15 protein-coding genes and 4 pseudogenes are annotated in these 16,969 nt (G+C 40.7%); 6 read left to right on the top strand and 13 right to left on the bottom strand.

Features of this window, described 5'->3' with window-relative positions; translation table 11 throughout:
* Nucleotides 1–30: 30 nt before the first annotated feature.
* Nucleotides 31–402, bottom strand: a complete 372-nt coding sequence (locus tag ACVC9U_RS05460) for a Na-translocating system protein MpsC family protein (protein ID WP_025811122.1) — start codon at nt 400–402, stop codon at nt 31–33.
* Nucleotides 403–709: 307 nt separating this feature from the next.
* Here ACVC9U_RS05460 and fdhF point away from each other — a divergent pair, with 307 nt between their 5' ends.
* Nucleotides 710–3,649, top strand: coding sequence for a formate dehydrogenase subunit alpha (gene fdhF / locus ACVC9U_RS05455; protein ID WP_020452286.1), 2,940 nt, complete (start codon nt 710–712; stop codon nt 3,647–3,649).
* A gap of 21 nt (nt 3,650–3,670) precedes the next feature.
* A complete protein-coding gene (locus ACVC9U_RS05450; RefSeq protein WP_075752219.1) occupies nt 3,671–4,150 on the top strand; it encodes a helical membrane plugin domain-containing protein in 480 nt (159 codons plus the stop codon).
* A gap of 73 nt (nt 4,151–4,223) precedes the next feature.
* Here ACVC9U_RS05450 and ACVC9U_RS05445 read toward each other — a convergent pair whose 3' ends face one another.
* Nucleotides 4,224–4,403 carry a hypothetical protein gene (locus ACVC9U_RS05445; RefSeq protein WP_154495329.1) on the bottom strand — a complete coding sequence of 60 codons (180 nt, stop codon included), beginning with the start codon at nt 4,401–4,403 and terminating at the stop codon, nt 4,224–4,226.
* 291 nt (nt 4,404–4,694) lie between these two features.
* Between ACVC9U_RS05445 and sigK the strand changes: the two genes are divergently transcribed.
* Entirely contained in the window at nt 4,695–5,420 is a 726-nt protein-coding gene (gene sigK, locus ACVC9U_RS05440) for an RNA polymerase sporulation sigma factor SigK (RefSeq protein ID WP_003183729.1), read from the top strand.
* Between the two features lie 185 nt (nt 5,421–5,605).
* Here sigK and ACVC9U_RS05435 read toward each other — a convergent pair whose 3' ends face one another.
* From ACVC9U_RS05435 to ACVC9U_RS05415, 5 genes are all read right to left on the bottom strand, one after another.
* Nucleotides 5,606–6,130, bottom strand: a complete 525-nt coding sequence (locus ACVC9U_RS05435; protein WP_020452288.1) for a GNAT family N-acetyltransferase — start codon at nt 6,128–6,130, stop codon at nt 5,606–5,608.
* On the bottom strand, nt 6,093–7,004 hold the full coding sequence (locus ACVC9U_RS05430) for a phosphoenolpyruvate carboxykinase (ATP) (protein ID WP_075752217.1): 912 nt from the start codon (nt 7,002–7,004) through the stop codon (nt 6,093–6,095). Before ACVC9U_RS05430 ends, ACVC9U_RS05435 begins: the two co-directional genes overlap by 38 nt.
* A gap of 4 nt (nt 7,005–7,008) precedes the next feature.
* Nucleotides 7,009–7,215, bottom strand: a complete 207-nt coding sequence (locus tag ACVC9U_RS05425) for a hypothetical protein (RefSeq protein WP_075752215.1) — start codon at nt 7,213–7,215, stop codon at nt 7,009–7,011.
* A 1-nt stretch (nt 7,216) separates the two neighbouring features.
* Complete coding sequence (locus ACVC9U_RS05420) at nt 7,217–9,256, bottom strand: nitroreductase family protein (RefSeq protein ID WP_075752213.1); 2,040 nt, start codon at nt 9,254–9,256, stop codon at nt 7,217–7,219.
* Between the two features lie 64 nt (nt 9,257–9,320).
* Complete coding sequence (locus ACVC9U_RS05415; RefSeq protein WP_075752211.1) at nt 9,321–9,752, bottom strand: hypothetical protein; 432 nt, start codon at nt 9,750–9,752, stop codon at nt 9,321–9,323.
* A 716-nt stretch (nt 9,753–10,468) separates the two neighbouring features.
* On the opposite strand from ACVC9U_RS05415, the gene ACVC9U_RS05410 reads away from it, so the two are divergent.
* Nucleotides 10,469–10,804, top strand: a complete 336-nt coding sequence (locus tag ACVC9U_RS05410; RefSeq protein ID WP_178388305.1) for a hypothetical protein — start codon at nt 10,469–10,471, stop codon at nt 10,802–10,804.
* Between the two features lie 37 nt (nt 10,805–10,841).
* Nucleotides 10,842–11,149, top strand: a pseudogene (locus tag ACVC9U_RS05405) (sigma factor-like helix-turn-helix DNA-binding protein); the annotation flags it as partial.
* A gap of 165 nt (nt 11,150–11,314) precedes the next feature.
* Here the strand turns inward: ACVC9U_RS05405 and ACVC9U_RS05400 are convergent.
* The 5 genes and pseudogenes from ACVC9U_RS05400 to ACVC9U_RS05380 all read right to left on the bottom strand — a co-directional run.
* Nucleotides 11,315–11,572: pseudogene (locus tag ACVC9U_RS05400) on the bottom strand (MFS transporter); the annotation flags it as partial.
* Between the two features lie 291 nt (nt 11,573–11,863).
* Nucleotides 11,864–12,046: pseudogene (locus tag ACVC9U_RS05395) on the bottom strand (VOC family protein); the annotation flags it as partial.
* Nucleotides 12,047–12,155: 109 nt separating this feature from the next.
* Nucleotides 12,156–12,380: a spore coat protein CotD gene (gene cotD / locus ACVC9U_RS05390; protein ID WP_075752209.1), complete on the bottom strand. Its 225-nt coding sequence runs from the start codon at nt 12,378–12,380 to the stop codon at nt 12,156–12,158.
* 434 nt (nt 12,381–12,814) lie between these two features.
* Nucleotides 12,815–13,625 (bottom strand): annotated as a pseudogene (locus ACVC9U_RS05385) (Cof-type HAD-IIB family hydrolase).
* A 55-nt stretch (nt 13,626–13,680) separates the two neighbouring features.
* On the bottom strand, nt 13,681–15,009 hold the full coding sequence (locus ACVC9U_RS05380) for a 6-phospho-beta-glucosidase (protein ID WP_020452298.1): 1,329 nt from the start codon (nt 15,007–15,009) through the stop codon (nt 13,681–13,683).
* Nucleotides 15,010–15,219: 210 nt separating this feature from the next.
* Here ACVC9U_RS05380 and ACVC9U_RS05375 point away from each other — a divergent pair, with 210 nt between their 5' ends.
* Nucleotides 15,220–15,951 (top strand): MurR/RpiR family transcriptional regulator, encoded by a 732-nt coding sequence (locus tag ACVC9U_RS05375; protein ID WP_048350351.1) that lies wholly within the window; start codon nt 15,220–15,222, stop codon nt 15,949–15,951.
* Nucleotides 15,952–16,266: 315 nt separating this feature from the next.
* Here ACVC9U_RS05375 and ACVC9U_RS05370 read toward each other — a convergent pair whose 3' ends face one another.
* A complete protein-coding gene (locus ACVC9U_RS05370; RefSeq protein ID WP_025811105.1) occupies nt 16,267–16,836 on the bottom strand; it encodes a flavin reductase family protein in 570 nt (189 codons plus the stop codon).
* Nucleotides 16,837–16,969 lie beyond the last annotated feature (133 nt).

Genomic DNA, 16,969 nt, shown 5'->3' with positions numbered 1-16,969 from the left:
ATGACTCCCCCTCGAACTTGAGACCGATCGTCAAGCCCCGCTGGCTGATTCGGTGCCGTATTCAATATTGCGGTCAAAGATAAAAACAGACACCGCAATATCCTCCTGAATTTTGATGTCTGTAAAAAGGTGCTCGAGCTTCGCTCCGATGAGCTGCTCCATTCCCTCAGGCACGTGATTGGAGTAGTGTTTCTGAATCAGGGTCGTCCTTGCGGCATGGACCATTTCCCTTCCCTCCGACGTGCTTGCAATAAATTGCTCGCTCGCCGTCAAATTGCCGTAAAGCGTCGAAACTGCCATATTGTCGACAAAGACCGTGTGAATCCGTTCAGGCCCCTTGCCAAACAGCTCTTTTCGAAGCTTGCGGATCATATCGTTGAATTCGTGGATTTTTTTAGACATCATGCATACCCCTTCCGTTTAAACCTTCCATCTGTCTCGATGTCCCCTTAGACATTTCACTTGGTTAAAATTTTCCTATTCTATTGAATTATAATCAATATCACTTTATAATAAAAGCCGGGCTGATGGATTTGTAATACCGTCGTGTTATGAATCTATCGAATTCTGACAATATAGGATTGGTCTGTTAGTAAGCTTTGCTAGTAAACTATTCCGCCATGTATGTCTATACCGCTTTCCGCGCCAGGATTCGGTATATATGTACATGGCTTTTTTGATTTTGAAAAGATGATGGAGGGGAATAAAGATGGACGGAAAGCCAATCAGTGTCCGGATAGACGGCAAAGAAATTAAAGCAGCGGCCGGGGCAACCGTTTTAGACATATTGAACAAAAACGGGTTTGAACACCCGCAAATATGCCATGTTCCGGAGACGGATCCTATTCAAACGTGTGATACCTGTATTGTGGAAGCAGACGGAAAATTAAAACGGGCATGCTCCCTGCGGGCAGAAGACGGAATGACGGTCAGCCTGTCTGGAGAACGGGTCAAAGCAGCACAAAAAGAAGCAATGGACCGCCTGCTCGAAAACCATTTGCTTTATTGTACGGTATGCGACAACAACAACGGCAACTGTACGCTACATAATACGGCAGAAATGATGGGAATCGAAGAGCAGAAATACCCTTACACGCCAAAAGAAGACCCGTCTTGCGCAGTCGATATGTCGCACCCCTTTTACCGCTATGATCCGAATCAGTGCATCGCATGCGGACAATGTGTTGAAGTGTGCCAAAACCTGCAGGTCAATGAGACGCTCTCAATTGATTGGGAGCGTGAACGGCCGCGGGTGATCTGGGATGAAGGCGTTTCAATCAACGAGTCATCATGCGTCAGCTGCGGGCAGTGTGTCACGGTTTGTCCGTGCAATGCGTTAATGGAAAAATCGATGCTTGGAAAAGCCGGGTTCATGACAGGCATCAAACCGGATGTCATGGAGCCAATGATCGACCTTGTCAAAGATGTAGAGCCGGGATACAGCAGCATCTTTGCCGTTTCAGAAGTCGAGGCGGCGATGCGTTCACAGCGGATCAAAAAGACAAAGACCGTCTGTACATTTTGCGGTGTCGGCTGTTCATATGAAGTATGGACAAAAGGCCGTGACATCTTAAAAATTCAGCCTGTGTCAGAAGCTCCCGTCAACGCCATTTCGACGTGTGTGAAAGGGAAATTCGGATGGGATTTCGTAAATGCGGAAGAACGTTTAACCAAACCGCTGATCCGCAAAAATGACGAATTTGTAGAATCAACTTGGGAAGAAGCGCTTGACTACGTCGCCCGCAGATTAGGCTCGATTCGGGAGCAGAGCGGAAAAGACGCCGTCGGGTTTATTTCGTCTTCAAAAATTACGAATGAAGAAAACTACTTGATGCAAAAGCTGGCGCGGCAAGTATTTGGCACAAACAATGTCGACAACTGCTCGCGGTACTGCCAGTCTCCGGCAACGGACGGATTATTCCGCACAGTCGGCATGGGCGGTGATGCCGGCACCATTCAAGACATCGCGAAAGCAGGCCTCGTCATCATCGTCGGCGCCAACCCGGCCGAAGGCCACCCGGTACTGGCAACCCGTGTGAAGCGCGCCCATAAGCTTCACGGACAAAAGCTGATCGTCGCCGACCTTCGCAAAAACGAAATGGCCGAACGCTCGGATCTGTTTATCAGACCGCGGCAAGGAACTGATCAAGTATGGCTGATGGCCGTGACGAAGTATATGATCGACCAAGGCTGGCACGATCAGGCGTTTATCAATGAAAACGTCAATTTCTTTGAAGAATATAAACAATCGCTTGAGACATACACCCTTGAATATGCAGAAAAAATCACAGGCATTAATCAACAGACGCTGATCCAAATCGCTGAGATGATCCGTGACGCCGACGGCACGTGCGTCCTCTGGGGGATGGGAGTCACCCAAAACACAGGCGGTTCCGACACGTCCGCCGCGATTTCAAACCTTCTTTTAGCTACCGGCAATTACCGCCGCCCGGGCGCTGGGGCGTACCCGCTCCGCGGCCACAACAATGTCCAGGGCGCCTGCGATATGGGGACGCTTCCCGGCTGGCTTCCGGGATATCAGCATATTACAGATGACAAAGCGCGGAAAAAGTTCGAAAAAGCTTACGGCACAACAATCGACGAGAAGCCCGGTCTCGACAACATCGAAATGCTTCACGCCGTTGAAGAAGGCAAAATGAAAGCCATGTATATCGTCGGAGAAGATATGGCTTTAGTCGATTCAAACGCAAACCGGGTCCATGACATTTTATCAAGCCTTGATTTCCTTGTGGTTCAGGATATGTTTCTTTCAAAAACAGCCCAATACGCCGACGTTGTTCTGCCTGCGTCAGCTTCGCTTGAAAAAGAAGGAACTTTTACAAACACGGAAAGACGCGTCCAGCGATTGTATCAGGCCCTTTCGCCCCTCGGAGACGCAAAGCCGGACTGGGTCATCATTCAAGAGATCGCAAACCGGCTTGGAGCTGACTGGCATTACAGCCACCCGGGAGACATTTTTTCAGAAATGGCAAGCCTGTCACCACTGTTCGCAAAGGCGGATTATGACGCAATTGAAGGATGGAACAGCTTCCTGTGGGGCAGCCTGACCGGAGAAAGCACGCCTCTTTTATATGAAGACGGCTTTAACTTCCCTGATCGGAAAGCGCGCTTTGCCCTAGCAGACTGGACAGAGCCTGCCGAATTCCCTGAAGAGTACGACCTTCACATTAACAACGGCCGAATGCTGGAGCATTTTCACGAAGGAAATATGACGAACAAATCAGCAGGCATCCAAGCCAAAGTGCCGGACGTCTTTGTTGAAGTCTCGCCTGAGCTCGCCAAAGACAGGGGCATCTGCGACGGATCGCAGGTCAGACTGATCTCGCCGTTTGGCTCCGTAAAATTAACCGCGCTTGTGACAGACCGGGTTAGAGCGAACGAATTGTATTTGCCGATGAACTCGACAGATAAAGAATCGGCGATCAATTTCTTGACAGGCCCCGCAGTAGATGCGCGTACCAATACACCTGCTTACAAGCAGACAAAAGTGCGTATGGAAGTGCTCGGCGGATGCGCAGAACCGCCGCTGCCGAAAACAAATCCGCGCAATAAGAAACGCCATCCGCAAAACGGAGCTGAAGTCGAGCGGAAATGGAAGCGTCCGGGGTACGTTCATTTAACAGACTAAATCAAAAGGAGGTCATCACACATGGCAGCTCCCATCACCGCCATCCGCAAAGAAGACAAATCTGAGGAGCAAATGAAGCTTGAAAAATTAGAAGAACTCAAAACCCTTTTGGCTGAACAGGAAGCCGCCGTTTCAAAAACGATGAAGCTTCTCGGCGAACTGAACGGCCTCGGGGTCCTTGATGCCGCAGACAGCATGATCGGCGCGAAGGAAGATATCGCCAAAATCGTCCTCGGCCAGCTGTCTAAAGAGCCGGTCAAAAACCTGATGAATACAGCCATTGCGACAGGCGGCGCGCTCTCCAAAGCCGAACCGGAAATCATGGGGAAACTGGTAGAAAGCATCGTCGCCGGCACAAAACAAGGAGAAGACTTTTTAAAAAGCGATAAAAAAACCGGAGTCCTCGATCTGCTGAAAGCCATGAACGACCCGGACATCAACCGGGCCGTCGGCTTCGGCCTGCAATTTTTAAAAGGCATGGGAAAAGCATTGAAAGACTAACAAATAAGAAAACCGGCTCACCACTTTGAGCCGGTTTTCTTATTGGCGATAGAAGCAAACGCTTTCTGTCGCCTCATTTGCTGTGTGTTTCATCTTTTTTATTCAGCGATTCTTTTAAAATATTAAAAACTGCCACCGCAATAACGACAGTCATTAAACCTGTCGTCAGCGGGTTTGGGAAGGTTTCCTGAACTCCGATCATGACCACGCTCAGTACAATTAACGAAAGTATGAACAGACGTTTGTTTTTCATCTGCCGCACCGGACCGACTGGTTGATAACGTTTACCCTATGGTGAACCGTCCGGCACCCTCACCTCCTTGCCTTTATTATCCCGCTCTTGTTAACTTTTGTAAACGGATAAAAAATGGAAGCGGTTGCACCAGTCGCCATCACCGGCGAAAACAAGCGGCTTCATGCAGAACAGAACGCCGGAATATTTGGCAGTCCGGCAATTTTGCCGCGTACAGACACAGACATCCCCCCTCCCACATACATTTACATATAGGCTTCTGCCTACATACATTATGTGGAGGTGCCGATAATGACAGGTGTTTTTGCAGCGCTCGGTTATGTCATCAAGGAACTCGTTTTTTTAGTATCATATGTGAAAAACAATGCCTTTCCACAACCGCTGTCAAGCAGTGACGAAAAAAAGTACTTGGAGCTGATGGCCCAGGGGGATGAACACGCGAGAAACATGCTGATCGAGCATAACCTCCGGCTGGTCGCCCACATCGTCAAAAAATTCGAAAACACAGGCGAGGATGCAGAAGACCTGATTTCCATCGGAACGATCGGGCTGATCAAAGCAATCGAAAGCTATTCAGCCGGAAAAGGAACAAAGCTCGCCACTTATGCGGCGCGGTGTATAGAAAACGAGATCCTCATGCATTTGCGGGCATTGAAAAAAACGAAAAAAGACGTCTCACTCCACGACCCGATCGGCCAGGACAAAGAAGGCAACGAAATCAGTTTGATTGATGTCCTCAAATCAGAAAACGAAGACGTCATCGACACCATCCAGCTCAACATGGAGCTTGAAAAAGTCAAAAAATACATCGACATCCTTGACGGCAGAGAAAAAGAAGTCATCGTCGGCCGCTTCGGTCTTGATTTGAAGAAAGAAAAAACGCAGCGCGAGATCGCGAAGGAGCTTGGGATCTCGCGGAGCTATGTGTCTCGGATTGAGAAGCGGGCGCTGATGAAGATGTTTCATGAATTTTACCGGGCTGAGAAGGAGAAGCGGAAGAAGGCGAAGGGGAAATGAGATCAATGAAGAGGCTTGGGATGATATAAAACCCAGCCTCTTTTTATGCGAGCTAATTTGGCTGGATAACGGGTGCGATCATTGGCCTGGTAACGAGCATCCCGACTCCCCCAAAGCAGCCAAACAGATTTTTTTATTTCATCTGCCCTACCTTTAGGGGAGCATATAATAACGCGGAGATCATTTTATAACAAAAAACTATTTATATCCGTCCAGCAGATAGCAATGGCTTTGAAATAATCTTCACCGAATTGTATTTGTTTTGTTGTGCTCTGCCTTCCACCTAATTTTTCATAAAAATTTATCGATGGATTACCGGCTAAAACCCATACCATTAATGATTTTATGTTTTTCTTTACAAGCTCCTCTACAACCGCCCTCATTAGTCGAGAGCCGATTCCTTTTTTTTGATACTGTAACAACAGATAAATCGCGGAAACTTCACCCTTATATTTGCTAAGATGATCGCGATTTGGACCTCCGGAAGCAAAGCCTATAATTTTACCGTCGGTTTCTTCTGCAACATAGACAATATCTTGATTTTGAGGATCACTTAATGAAGTTTTCCAAAGCTCTGCCTGATTTTCGACAGAGAGCTTAGATAACGTGTCATCAGGCAATACTCCTTGATATGTGGTTTTCCAACTTTCCACATGAACTTCGGCAATTGAATTAGCGTCTGACACTTTGGCTTTTCTTATTAAAAACATTTTTCCTCCTATAATTAATATTTTTCTTAAAGAGGATATCGCAAATATCGGCGGCTTCTCTTAAATGGTTAAAATCTGAATATATCAATTGTTCAGAAGGAATCTTCACAGATAAATTAACTAATGTAGATATTGCATCACCCATATTTAACCCTAAGTTTATATGTTGTGTCAATAAAGCTTTTAATATTAAATAGCTATCTAATTTTTTTATTAAAGGGGAAGAAATATGACTCATTTTTTTATCTAATATTATAATTTGTTTAATTACTGTTGGTGTATCGGCAATCCGTTCGCAAACTTCTGTAGCTGGTACGTTTATTTTTATAAGCTCACACTCTGAATTAGTTTCCCAAATTCCAAGTGGTCGTGGGTAAGGTTCAACTATATTACTGCGATTATGTATTATCGATAATTCATCAGTAACTAAATAATAACCATAATTGTTAACTAACTCTAAGGATAAAGTACTTTTTCCATATCCCCTTTCTCCGACAATTAACATACTATTACCATTACTGTCAGAAATGCAAGAGGCATGGATTCCGATAAATCGATTTGATAAAGGTGGTACTGAAAAAGGCGGTAAAGGGGGTTCAAGCTTGTCCCAAACAGTATAATTAGAAGAACCTCCGGGCAATTTTATACGAATACCTTCTAATATACCAGATTGATTTTCAGGTCTTGATCGAAACAAATACCGCCCTTGTTCTTTCCAGTCACACTCTACTATAATATCAGGACCTGTATATGGATCTTCACTAATGAAAATTGGGAAATGTTCCTTGATTTGTTTCAAGCATTCTTCATGTAAACATTCTACTTTTATAAGTGAACCAAACATTTCGAAAAAAGCTGAATGTTTTTTTACCATAGAATCATCCTTTATTTATAAAAATATAAGTTAGTTTATTTAATGAATTAAATTCATCTAATTTTTCAAGCAATAGCTTTAACTCTGTTATGGGAATTATAACCATATATTTTTCTTTAGGATCGTATAAAAAAATTTTTTCTTTAGAATTTAATAAGGCACATTTCCATCCTTTTTTAAAAACTTTTTCAAACAATAATTCGAATAACATATTATCTTTCTCCTTTCGGAACTCCAATACTGAATAAATATGTTGCACATCTATCATATTGTGTAATTCCTAATTTTCCGAAAAGGGCCTTGTCTTTCACTGCAGGAGTTAAAAATACACCCAAGTCTTCTCTCGTAGCAGTTAAACATATGCGCTGACCTAATTTTCCTAAAGATATAAATTGTTCTTCGTATTTTTTTGATGAAGAAACATCCATTTCATTTATCATTACAATATTAAACGCTCCTGCACTTGCAGGATACTGCCCAATTGCTAAATCCTGAAATTCTTTTCTGTTTAAACTGATCCCGGTTTTTTTTATTTGCCAGCGGTCATCTTTATTGATAATCTTATAACAACCATTTTTTATTTTTGTTATATTAAAAGCGACTATATATATATTTAAAGACAAACCTTCTGTTATAGGGAAAATTGAATCGATAATGTTTTTAAAAGATTCAAAGGTTACAATATCATTCTCGAATTCTCTAACTGTTCTTCTTTTCATTAATGAATTTTCTAAATTCTCAAATCCCCTTCTTGGACTTTCTTCATAAAAACTTGAATTTTTTTTGTAGCTCAGTTCTGTAATAGTATGGGCATGTTGAAGTAAAGAAGGATACCAACCATATATCGACCACTTAGCTATATGATTATACCAATCTTTAGCTATGGGTTCAGGAATGAGTCCATAATTGTTTATGAGATTATAGAGTCTCTTTTCTGGATCTTCATTATAATAGTTAACAGAATTTAATATGTTCTTTATATCAGTTAATCGATCCCCTCTTTGAGAGGGTAAACAATGAGTTAGTACTTCAAGGTCTGAAATATTTAAATGTAATTGTCTTTGCTCTGGATAAATGATATTTAAGAAAATTGCACCGTTTTTAATTTCAATCCAGGAAAATGGATTTGTTAATAAATTTAAAGCAGTATATGAACTTACTCTATTAACCAATTTTTTTAGGAAAACAGGGGTGTAAATTTTATTTTGGTTATTAAGATTCATTTTTTCTATGCCGACATGTAAAATGTTAAATGCAGGCTCTTTCATCCAATTAATTCCTAATGTTTCTGCTACTTCAGTTGCTTCAGTTATTCCCCCTTTAATTAAATTATAACTGGCCTTTGATATTAAAAGTTTAAATGTTTCTATAACATGTCCAATATCGATTAGCATTGGACGAAAAGCTCGAATGTCTCTATATCTCCACATAGCTCTTTCTGGACAAACAGTGAATAATATTGAAAAATCTGTCCCTTCTGGTAAGATATGATCTAATTTAATATTACTGCTATCTAGTTTTACAAGTGAATGTGTTTCTGTATCATAGGCATAATTCCCCTCTTTAATATTCCCGATTGCTTTTCTGATAAGTAAAATCCCTTCAGTAGGATGTCTCCCACCTCCTGAAGGACTTGTTCTTTTTAACAAAGGTCCTGTAGGACCTTTAATTTCTCCTATTTTTCCAAGAGTTAAATATAATAAATTAGCAATGAAATTTTCATTTATTGGTCCGTTTTTAACAATGCTCACTGTATCATTCAATGTCGGTTTTTTTAGAAATATTGGTTCCCCTTCTACCTTACGATATATTGAAGGAGGTGTAGTATGTCTTTTATATTGGTCCATAATTTTTAAGTCTTTTTCCAGCCAAAAGGGATCGCTATAATCTCGAAACGGATAATTAAAGTTTGATAACTGATATAAATATGTATAATTTGTTTGGGTTTTCAAAGGATAAATTGATTTTCGAATTATATTTAAATCAATTAATTTATAGATTAAATTTTTTGTTACTTGGCTATCATTTTTAAAGTAACTTAAGAGGTCATCTATATTAATAGGAACAGAAGCTTTAATTAATATACTGATTATTTTGAAACTTGAAATTAAAAAACTCTTTTTGTTCTCAGCATCGAAAATAATCCATTTAGCAGACGAATAAAGATTGGGATTATGGAGACGACTTTGAATGATTAATAAGTTAGGGTTTGTTACAATGTTTGTTTGAATGGATTTTATAAAGGTTTTCAAATAAATCACTCCTTTTGTTATTCCTTAGAGTTTAAGATGAGCCACCATTAAGTTTTTTATTGGATTACATCGTAGGTCTAGGGGTATTGTTTTGAAGAAGACCTCGCCTTACACCTGGCAATTCTTCAATCAAATTATTTCTAGGAACTATAAAAGTTAGAGCTTCCTGAGGTATATCTCCCCAAGATTCTGGAAGATCGCATTTATATTTTGTTAGCTCCCCTGAATTGATATAATAAGCAACATTGTTTTCGGGATCTTGAATTAAAATACTAATTTCCTTTGATTCATCAACAGGAGTTATCTCTGTCAATTCTTGCAATAATCCTTCATTCGAAAGGACAAATGTAACCGTTCCTGCTTCAAGATTTGTCCATCCCTCAGTTAAATATTTGTTTAAAGCAGTGCTTGATAGATAATAAGCACAATTACGAGCAGGATCTTGAATTAATATGGTATTTATTTTTGTTTGTTGACAGTCTTTTTCTTTTAACATGAACTAATTACCTCCTTAAAATTTCTTTACCTAATGGCGGCTCCAATAACATTATTATCCAAATCGAATAAACAGTCAATATAATTCTGAATTTTCGGTCTTTTTTTACTAAGTTAAATAAAATTACTAAATATACATAAAACATCATCGAAGAGACTCAGAGAGACATAAACCTGACCCTGACCTCTTGAATACGCTTAGGATTTTTTGCACATTCATAGTTCCCTGGCAGGTTAAAGGACTGAGTACTTGTTCAACACTTTAATATTGAATCCCATCCGCTCCATAAAGACATAAAATAAAGTATTGGCAAAATAAAAATCAAACCAAAAAACAATTTTGAAGCTGTTGTTTTCTTTAGTGGACTTTTATATCTGTGGCAAGTTGGCATCTTTGTTCTAATAAGCTTATATTTTTCTCTAAAAGTAAATGGTTTCATGCATATCAGACATTTGCTCACTTTCTCTCTCTTTAACAGGGCTTACTTTGTAAAAACCAGCTTAAGCTTTGTTGTTTACTTTGTTTGTTTTATAATACCAAGTGACCTATGCTTATATTTATATCGTTTGTAACACACGCTTCCACCTTTGACAGGCTTCGAAGTTCTATATTGCTTGATTTTTACCTTTATTAATTTATCAAGTGTCTCTCCTACAACTAATGAAGTTAGAGTCAAAACTGTTTGTTTTACTCTACTCGCAGGAACCCTGGTCCAAATGCTTGTCAAAGAAATTGCCGCTCCAACCAAAGTGCCTGCCGGAACGTTATTTGTTACAGTCCCCTTGTATACTTCTTTGTATGCTGACAAGCCTCATTCAAATTCTTTCTTTGATTCTAATATTACACGGTTTAATAAGGTCATGCCTGTTGACGGAGTCATAAAACAAGCACCTGTAAAAAAAGTGCTACTCTCCCCCTTGAATATCCAAATCATTACCTTTTATTTTATAAAAAGGAGTTATTCACGCAATACTTTTGTCAATATAAATTCCCTAAAGTCAATAAATCGCTTTTGGTATGTAACAAGCTATTGTAAAACTCCTTTTATCTGAACTTTTCACCTGAATTCCAAACAGGTAACCTATGGGTGGCAACGAAATCAGCCTCAGCGATGTCCTCAAATCGGAAAACGAAGACGTCATCGACACCATCCAGCTCAGGCACAGAGCTTGAAAAAGTCAAAAAATACATCGACACCTGGACAGCAGAGAAAAAGAAGGCATCGTCGGCCGCTTCGGTCTTGATTTGAAGAAGGAAAAAACACAGCGCGAAATTGCGAAAGAGCTTGGGATCTCGCGGAGCATGTGTCGCGGATTGAAAAGCGCGCGCTGATGAAGATGTTTCATGAGTTTTATCCGGCTGAGAAGGAGAAGCGGAAGAAGGGGAAGGGGAAGTGAAATCAATGAAGAGGCTCGGGATGATATAAACCCGGCCTCTTTTTATACGAGCTAATTTGGCTGGATAACGGGTGCGTCTTCTGCTCGCTGAAGTTTCTCCGTATGGAATAAATCAGCCAATTTGATTGCGCTTGGAGCGTTTCAGCTTCACTTGTGACCATTTGTTTATTGAACTTTTTTATGTGTGAGAAATAGACTTGGAATGAAGATTATGGAAATGACTATTGTAGAAACTAAGAACCCGGCATGATAACCTTTTAAGCCATTCGCAATCGTTGGTTGCAATCCTTGCATGACAGTTGCGCCAACGGTTGCGATCACAGCTGACCCAAAGCTTGAACCAAGGTTTTCAATAATATGAATACCGACACCTGCTTCTGGAAATTGTTTGCTGTCAAGCCCTGTATAAGCGTCGCTCGTCAACGTATTATCTTTCTCCTATCGGAACTCCAATGGACACATATGATTGTGTTGTTTGACATTTAACGAACACGGCGGGCATTAAGTATGAGAAACTTCAAATGTTTGATATGGCCGGTTTTTATAACCGACGGCAAGCTTTCACTTACAAAAACGGATAATCTCAAGTAGTAAACGAAATAAATGTATAACCCCATCCTAAAAATAAGACAGGGTTAACATAAAGTTGTTTAATTTTTGATAAAAATCACTTCACTGAACTAAATATTTGCCAATCAAGTCATTAAAGCTGCGTTACTTCTGTATGATCTGAATATGGTTGCCGCATGTATCGTCGAAGACAGCTATTGTGACTTCGCCCATTTTTGTCGGCTCCATCGTAAACTTCACGCCGTTTTCCAATAATCGTTCGTACTCTTCACGAATATCTGCAACGCCAAACATTGTTACTGGGATGCCTTCGGCAAATAGCTTCTTTAGACCAATTCCTTCCGTGATCAGTAGCTATCCAAGTCAAAAAGCACCCTTCATTTGGGTGCTAAATATGAAGATGCACTGTAAACCATACAGACATTGTTTAATCCCACTAGTTACAACAAGGTTTACCACAATGAGTGTGAGAGTGTGTAACCGGATCGTAACTAGAATAAGAATGCGGATATTGATGCACATGCTGGAAATGCTGGTGATGCACATTTGTTACATGCTGCGGATGAATATGTGGGACAATTGTTTTTGAAAAAGTATGATTTTCACAACAGTTAGTCGGATGCACAATTGGCGGCATCACATTTGTTTTACAATGAAACATCACTAAATCCTCCCTTCAATCACAGTAAATTCATTATTAAACTATGCTATAGAGTGGATACATGTACTATTACAATCACCTATATTTACTCTGTTTTTATCGACTATTCATTTCCTCCATCTAAAAAAAGAAAAAACGCAGCTCGGGATTTCGTGGAGCTATGTGTCGCGGACCTGAGAAACGGGCGTTGATGAAGATGTTTCATGAGTTTTACCGCGCGGAGAAGGAGAAGCGGAAGAAGGCGAAGGGGAAATGTTGCCGCAGAAGCCGGACTGACAACCCGGCTTCTTTCATTAAGCTCTCAATTAAAACAAAACTTACGATCAGTTACGAAACCCTATCATTTGAAAATTCAGCAAATGAAATATGCAGCTAAGTTATTGAAGAATCTATTTTTCAGCAAAAAAAGCTTATGAAGCTATAAGCCATTATTGTTAAATAAAAGGCTCTTCATTTTTAAGAATGGCGTCTATTGCATTTAAGACGCCCTCTTCGTTATTTGTTGTGTAATATATCGGGAAGCATCTTTAATCATTTTCTGGGCATTCTCCATTGCGATTCCATACTGAACAGTGGAAATCATCTCCAGGTCGTTTCCGCTGTCTCCAAATGCAGCTGACTCAGCATCACGAATCCCCCACCGCTCTTGAAGGATTTTAATCCAGCTTGCTTTATGAAGGCCGGGTATAATCAAATCGATGTCGCCATGTCCGCTTGATACGGGAGTAACGAGAGAACCGATTGACTTTTTCAAGTCGCGTAAAAGTCCTGAAACATCTTCCGCGGAAAAGCTTGTGGAGAACTTGAATATTTTATCATTCAGATTTTCGAAACGAGGCACTTTTTGCAGTTTATGATAATATTTACGAGCATGATGATATGCATCGTCGCGGACATCTTCATGTATATAAGCACTTTTTTTCCGCAAACAATTAGATTTGTGTATTCGTATCCTTCTAAAACATCGATAACCTTTTTTATCGTTTCTTTAGACATTTCGCTTGAGAATATTTCTTTTCCCGAATCTATTACATAAGCACCGTTCTCAGCAACGAAAGCTATTTCATTTTCAATTGATGGAAAAAAGGATTTAAGCTGATCATATTGATTCCCGCTTGCAACAACAAATTTTATCCCCCGTGCTTTTAATTCACGATATTGTTTCATAAAACGATCTTTGTTATATTTCATTTCATCGTCCAAAAACGTTCCGTCCATATCAACCGCTATGAGTTTTATGCTCACTTTTTCCTCCTTATCAGCATAAAGTGAACGCCCAATTTAACCAACTGCTCCTCCCTTATGCTTCTATTTTTTTGAAAAACCTTGGCAAATGCTCTTTATGCGCTTCGAGCATTTCATCTAAAATCGCTTTGCCGATTTTATCAGAAGGGACAAGCGGATTGATCGTCATCGCCAGCAAAGCTGTATCATAGCTTCCTGTTACAGCGGCTTCGGCGCCTACTCGTTCAAATGACTTGATTTGCTGGACGAGTCCCCGGACTGCAACTGGCAGATCACCATGAACGATTGGCCTTGGACCTTCTTTTGTAATCACACAGCTTACTTCGACCGCAGAGTCATCCGGAATACTTGCAATCGCTCCGTTGTTGATTGTATTAACCGGCTGAATATCACGTTTATCGTTATAGATAGACGAAATGAGACGAACGGCTGCATCGCTGTAATACGCTCCGCCGCGCTCCTCTAATTGGGGAGGTTTAACGGCCAGATCGGGGTCTTTGTACAGCTCAAATAATTCCTCTTCAAGCTTCTGAACGACTTCAGCTCTCGTTGTTCCCTTTTTAAAGTTTTCCAATTCTTTTTGGAGCATCTCATCTGTCTTATAATAGTACATATGATATGGGCAAGTTAACACATTTAATGCCCGGATAAATTCCGGCTCCCAGCCTTGCCCTTCGATGTTTTTTACAAAACTGCTGTTCTCGGGATCTGATAACAGCTCCATCACTTTCTCTTTTACGCTGACTCCGTCGACGTATACATCCAATCCATATACCATATGATTGAGACCGGCGAAATCAATGCGAACCCGTGAATGATCAACATCCAAGAGCTTGGCGATCCCCATCTCAATTCCGATTGGAACATTGCATAAGCCGACAATTTTCTTATGGTCAGTGTAGCGAAGGACAGCTTCGGTCACCATGCCGGCAGGATTTGTAAAGTTGATTAACCAGGCATCCGGACATAGTTCTTTCATATCTTTTACAATATCCAATATAACCGGAATGGTACGCAGCCCCTTAAACAATCCGCCCGGTCCGTTTGTTTCTTGGCCCAAAACTCCATGACTTAAAGGTATTCTTTCATCCTTTGCACGGGCATCAAGCAGCCCTACGCGAAACTGAGTCGTAACAAAATCGGCATTGTGTAAAGCTGATCTCCTGTCAAGCGTTAAATGAATTTCAATTGGAAGACCGGCTTTTTCAATCATTCTTTTCGCAAGGTTTCCGACGATTTCTAATTTTTCTTTTCCCGCTTCAATATCTACCAGCCATAACTCTCGAACCGGCAATTCATCGTACCGTTTGATAAACCCTTCTACTAATTCAGGAGTATAACTCGATCCCCCGCCAATCGTGACAATTTTAATACCTTGTGTCATCCTCTTTACACCTCCGGGTAATTTTAGCAAAAGTACTTATGGATAAATTGTATCTGCAGATGAGCAAGCCGGTAAATAAGCCGGTAACATGTTGTTTTTAATCACACAAGAAGTCATTTGTCGCACATATGTAACACTATGTTTCTTATGAAGCAGGTATGCTAAGATGGAGTTAGCAGAAAGGGTCAAGGGAAGGAGAGTCCCGCATCCATGTTTACACACGAGATCATCGCTTCGTTTAATGAACTGGAAACTTCTTTATACAATTACATTTGTCAAAATGGCGAGAAAGTCGTCTATATGCGAATCCGCGAATTGGCAGATGAAACCCACGTATCAACAGCCTCCATTCTGCGTTTCTGCAAAAAATTAAATTGTGAGGGTTTTTCGGAATTTAAAGTGAAGCTTAAAATGCAGTTAGAAAAAGATAAAAAGACGGTATTGAAGAGTTCCCAACATTCAGTAGCCGAGTTTTTTGAGAGAACATTAAAAGGAGACATAGAAGAAAAGATTGAGGAGGCCGCACTTCTAATTGCCAAAGCGGAGAGTGTCATTTTTATCGGCGTAGGAAGCTCAGGTATTCTTGCCGAGTATGGAGCAAGGTATTTCTCATGTTTAGGCAAATTTTCAATGTATATTAAAGATCCTTACTTTCCGACGCACTCCCAATTCCGCCGCAATAGCATAACGATTGCTTTATCCGTCTCAGGTGAAGGCCATTCTACAGTTACTCATCTTCATCAGCTCAAGCAAGAAGGAAGTAAAGTGATCAGTATTACAAATCATAAGCACTCCACAATTGCCAGAATATCCGACATTAATATTGCGTATTACGTGACAGAAGAGTGGTTTGAAAATGCTAATATTACTACGCAAATCCCCGTTATGTATATTTTGGAATTAATGGCTCGCGAAATCTATAAGCTTAGCAATAAAGACTAATATCGCTACCTTCGGCCTGGTGCTTCTGGGCTTGATTTAAAGAAAAGAAAAAACGCAGTCCAAAATGCGATTTCGCGGAGCTATATGTCCCGGGCCCGAGAAACGGGTGCTGATGAGGATGTTTCATGGTTTTACCGGGGGAAGAAGAAGCAGGTGTGATAAAAAAATTCTATGTCTCCTCCAAAGCTAAGGACTGTTCCTCCCAAAAGCGTTAATAAAAGAGAAATAACGAGTGACATGATCCTCTTTTTTATAAAAAAAGACCGCAAAGCTTTCTTAAAGTAGCTTTGCGGAATGCGGAGGAGCCTGAATGTTTCAATCAGTTTTGGGATAAAAAACGTGTTGACGCTCCTCTGCTTGACTATTTAATATTCGATAGCTGGACCCTCCAATATGAAGCGGAACATCCAATTTTTCTAAATTCGGCATACCATTTTTTAAGAAAAGCTCTTTATCTTGATATCTCTGTAAAACTTCTCCCGCAATCCACTCTTGATCGCCCAAAGTGGAAATACTGTGTACTTTACACTCATAAGCAAAATACGCATCAGTTAAAATCGGTATCTCAGCTTTTAGTCCTTCTTCGTATTGAATATGAAATGCTTCAAACTTATTTAAATCTCTGCCGCTATGGGTGCCTAATGCTTGAATGAGTTCCGAACATCTCCCCGGAAGAAAATTCACACCGAAAACGCCGCTTTTCTCAATCAATTTGTAAGTATATGTCTCTTTATTTATCGATATCCCATACATTCCGGGAGAAGATCCAATATACGTATGCCACCCGGAAGCCATTGCGTTTTTTTCACCTTCATATTGAGCCGTAACGACAGCTACCATTCCAGGGTAGGCGTACCAAATGGGTTCATCTATCGGTGCTCTCATCTTCATCGCTCCTTTTGTTTTAGATTCATTTTTTATTTAAATTTGAGAGGCACACATCTAAATCGCCAGGTACTTCTTCAAATGAACCATTCGTTTAGAATTTAATAAATGGGCTTCCAGCAGGCTTTGCGGC

The sequence above is a fragment of the Bacillus sp. GM2 genome (assembly GCF_056155945.1).
This window is presented reverse-complemented; position numbering and strand designations above follow the sequence as displayed.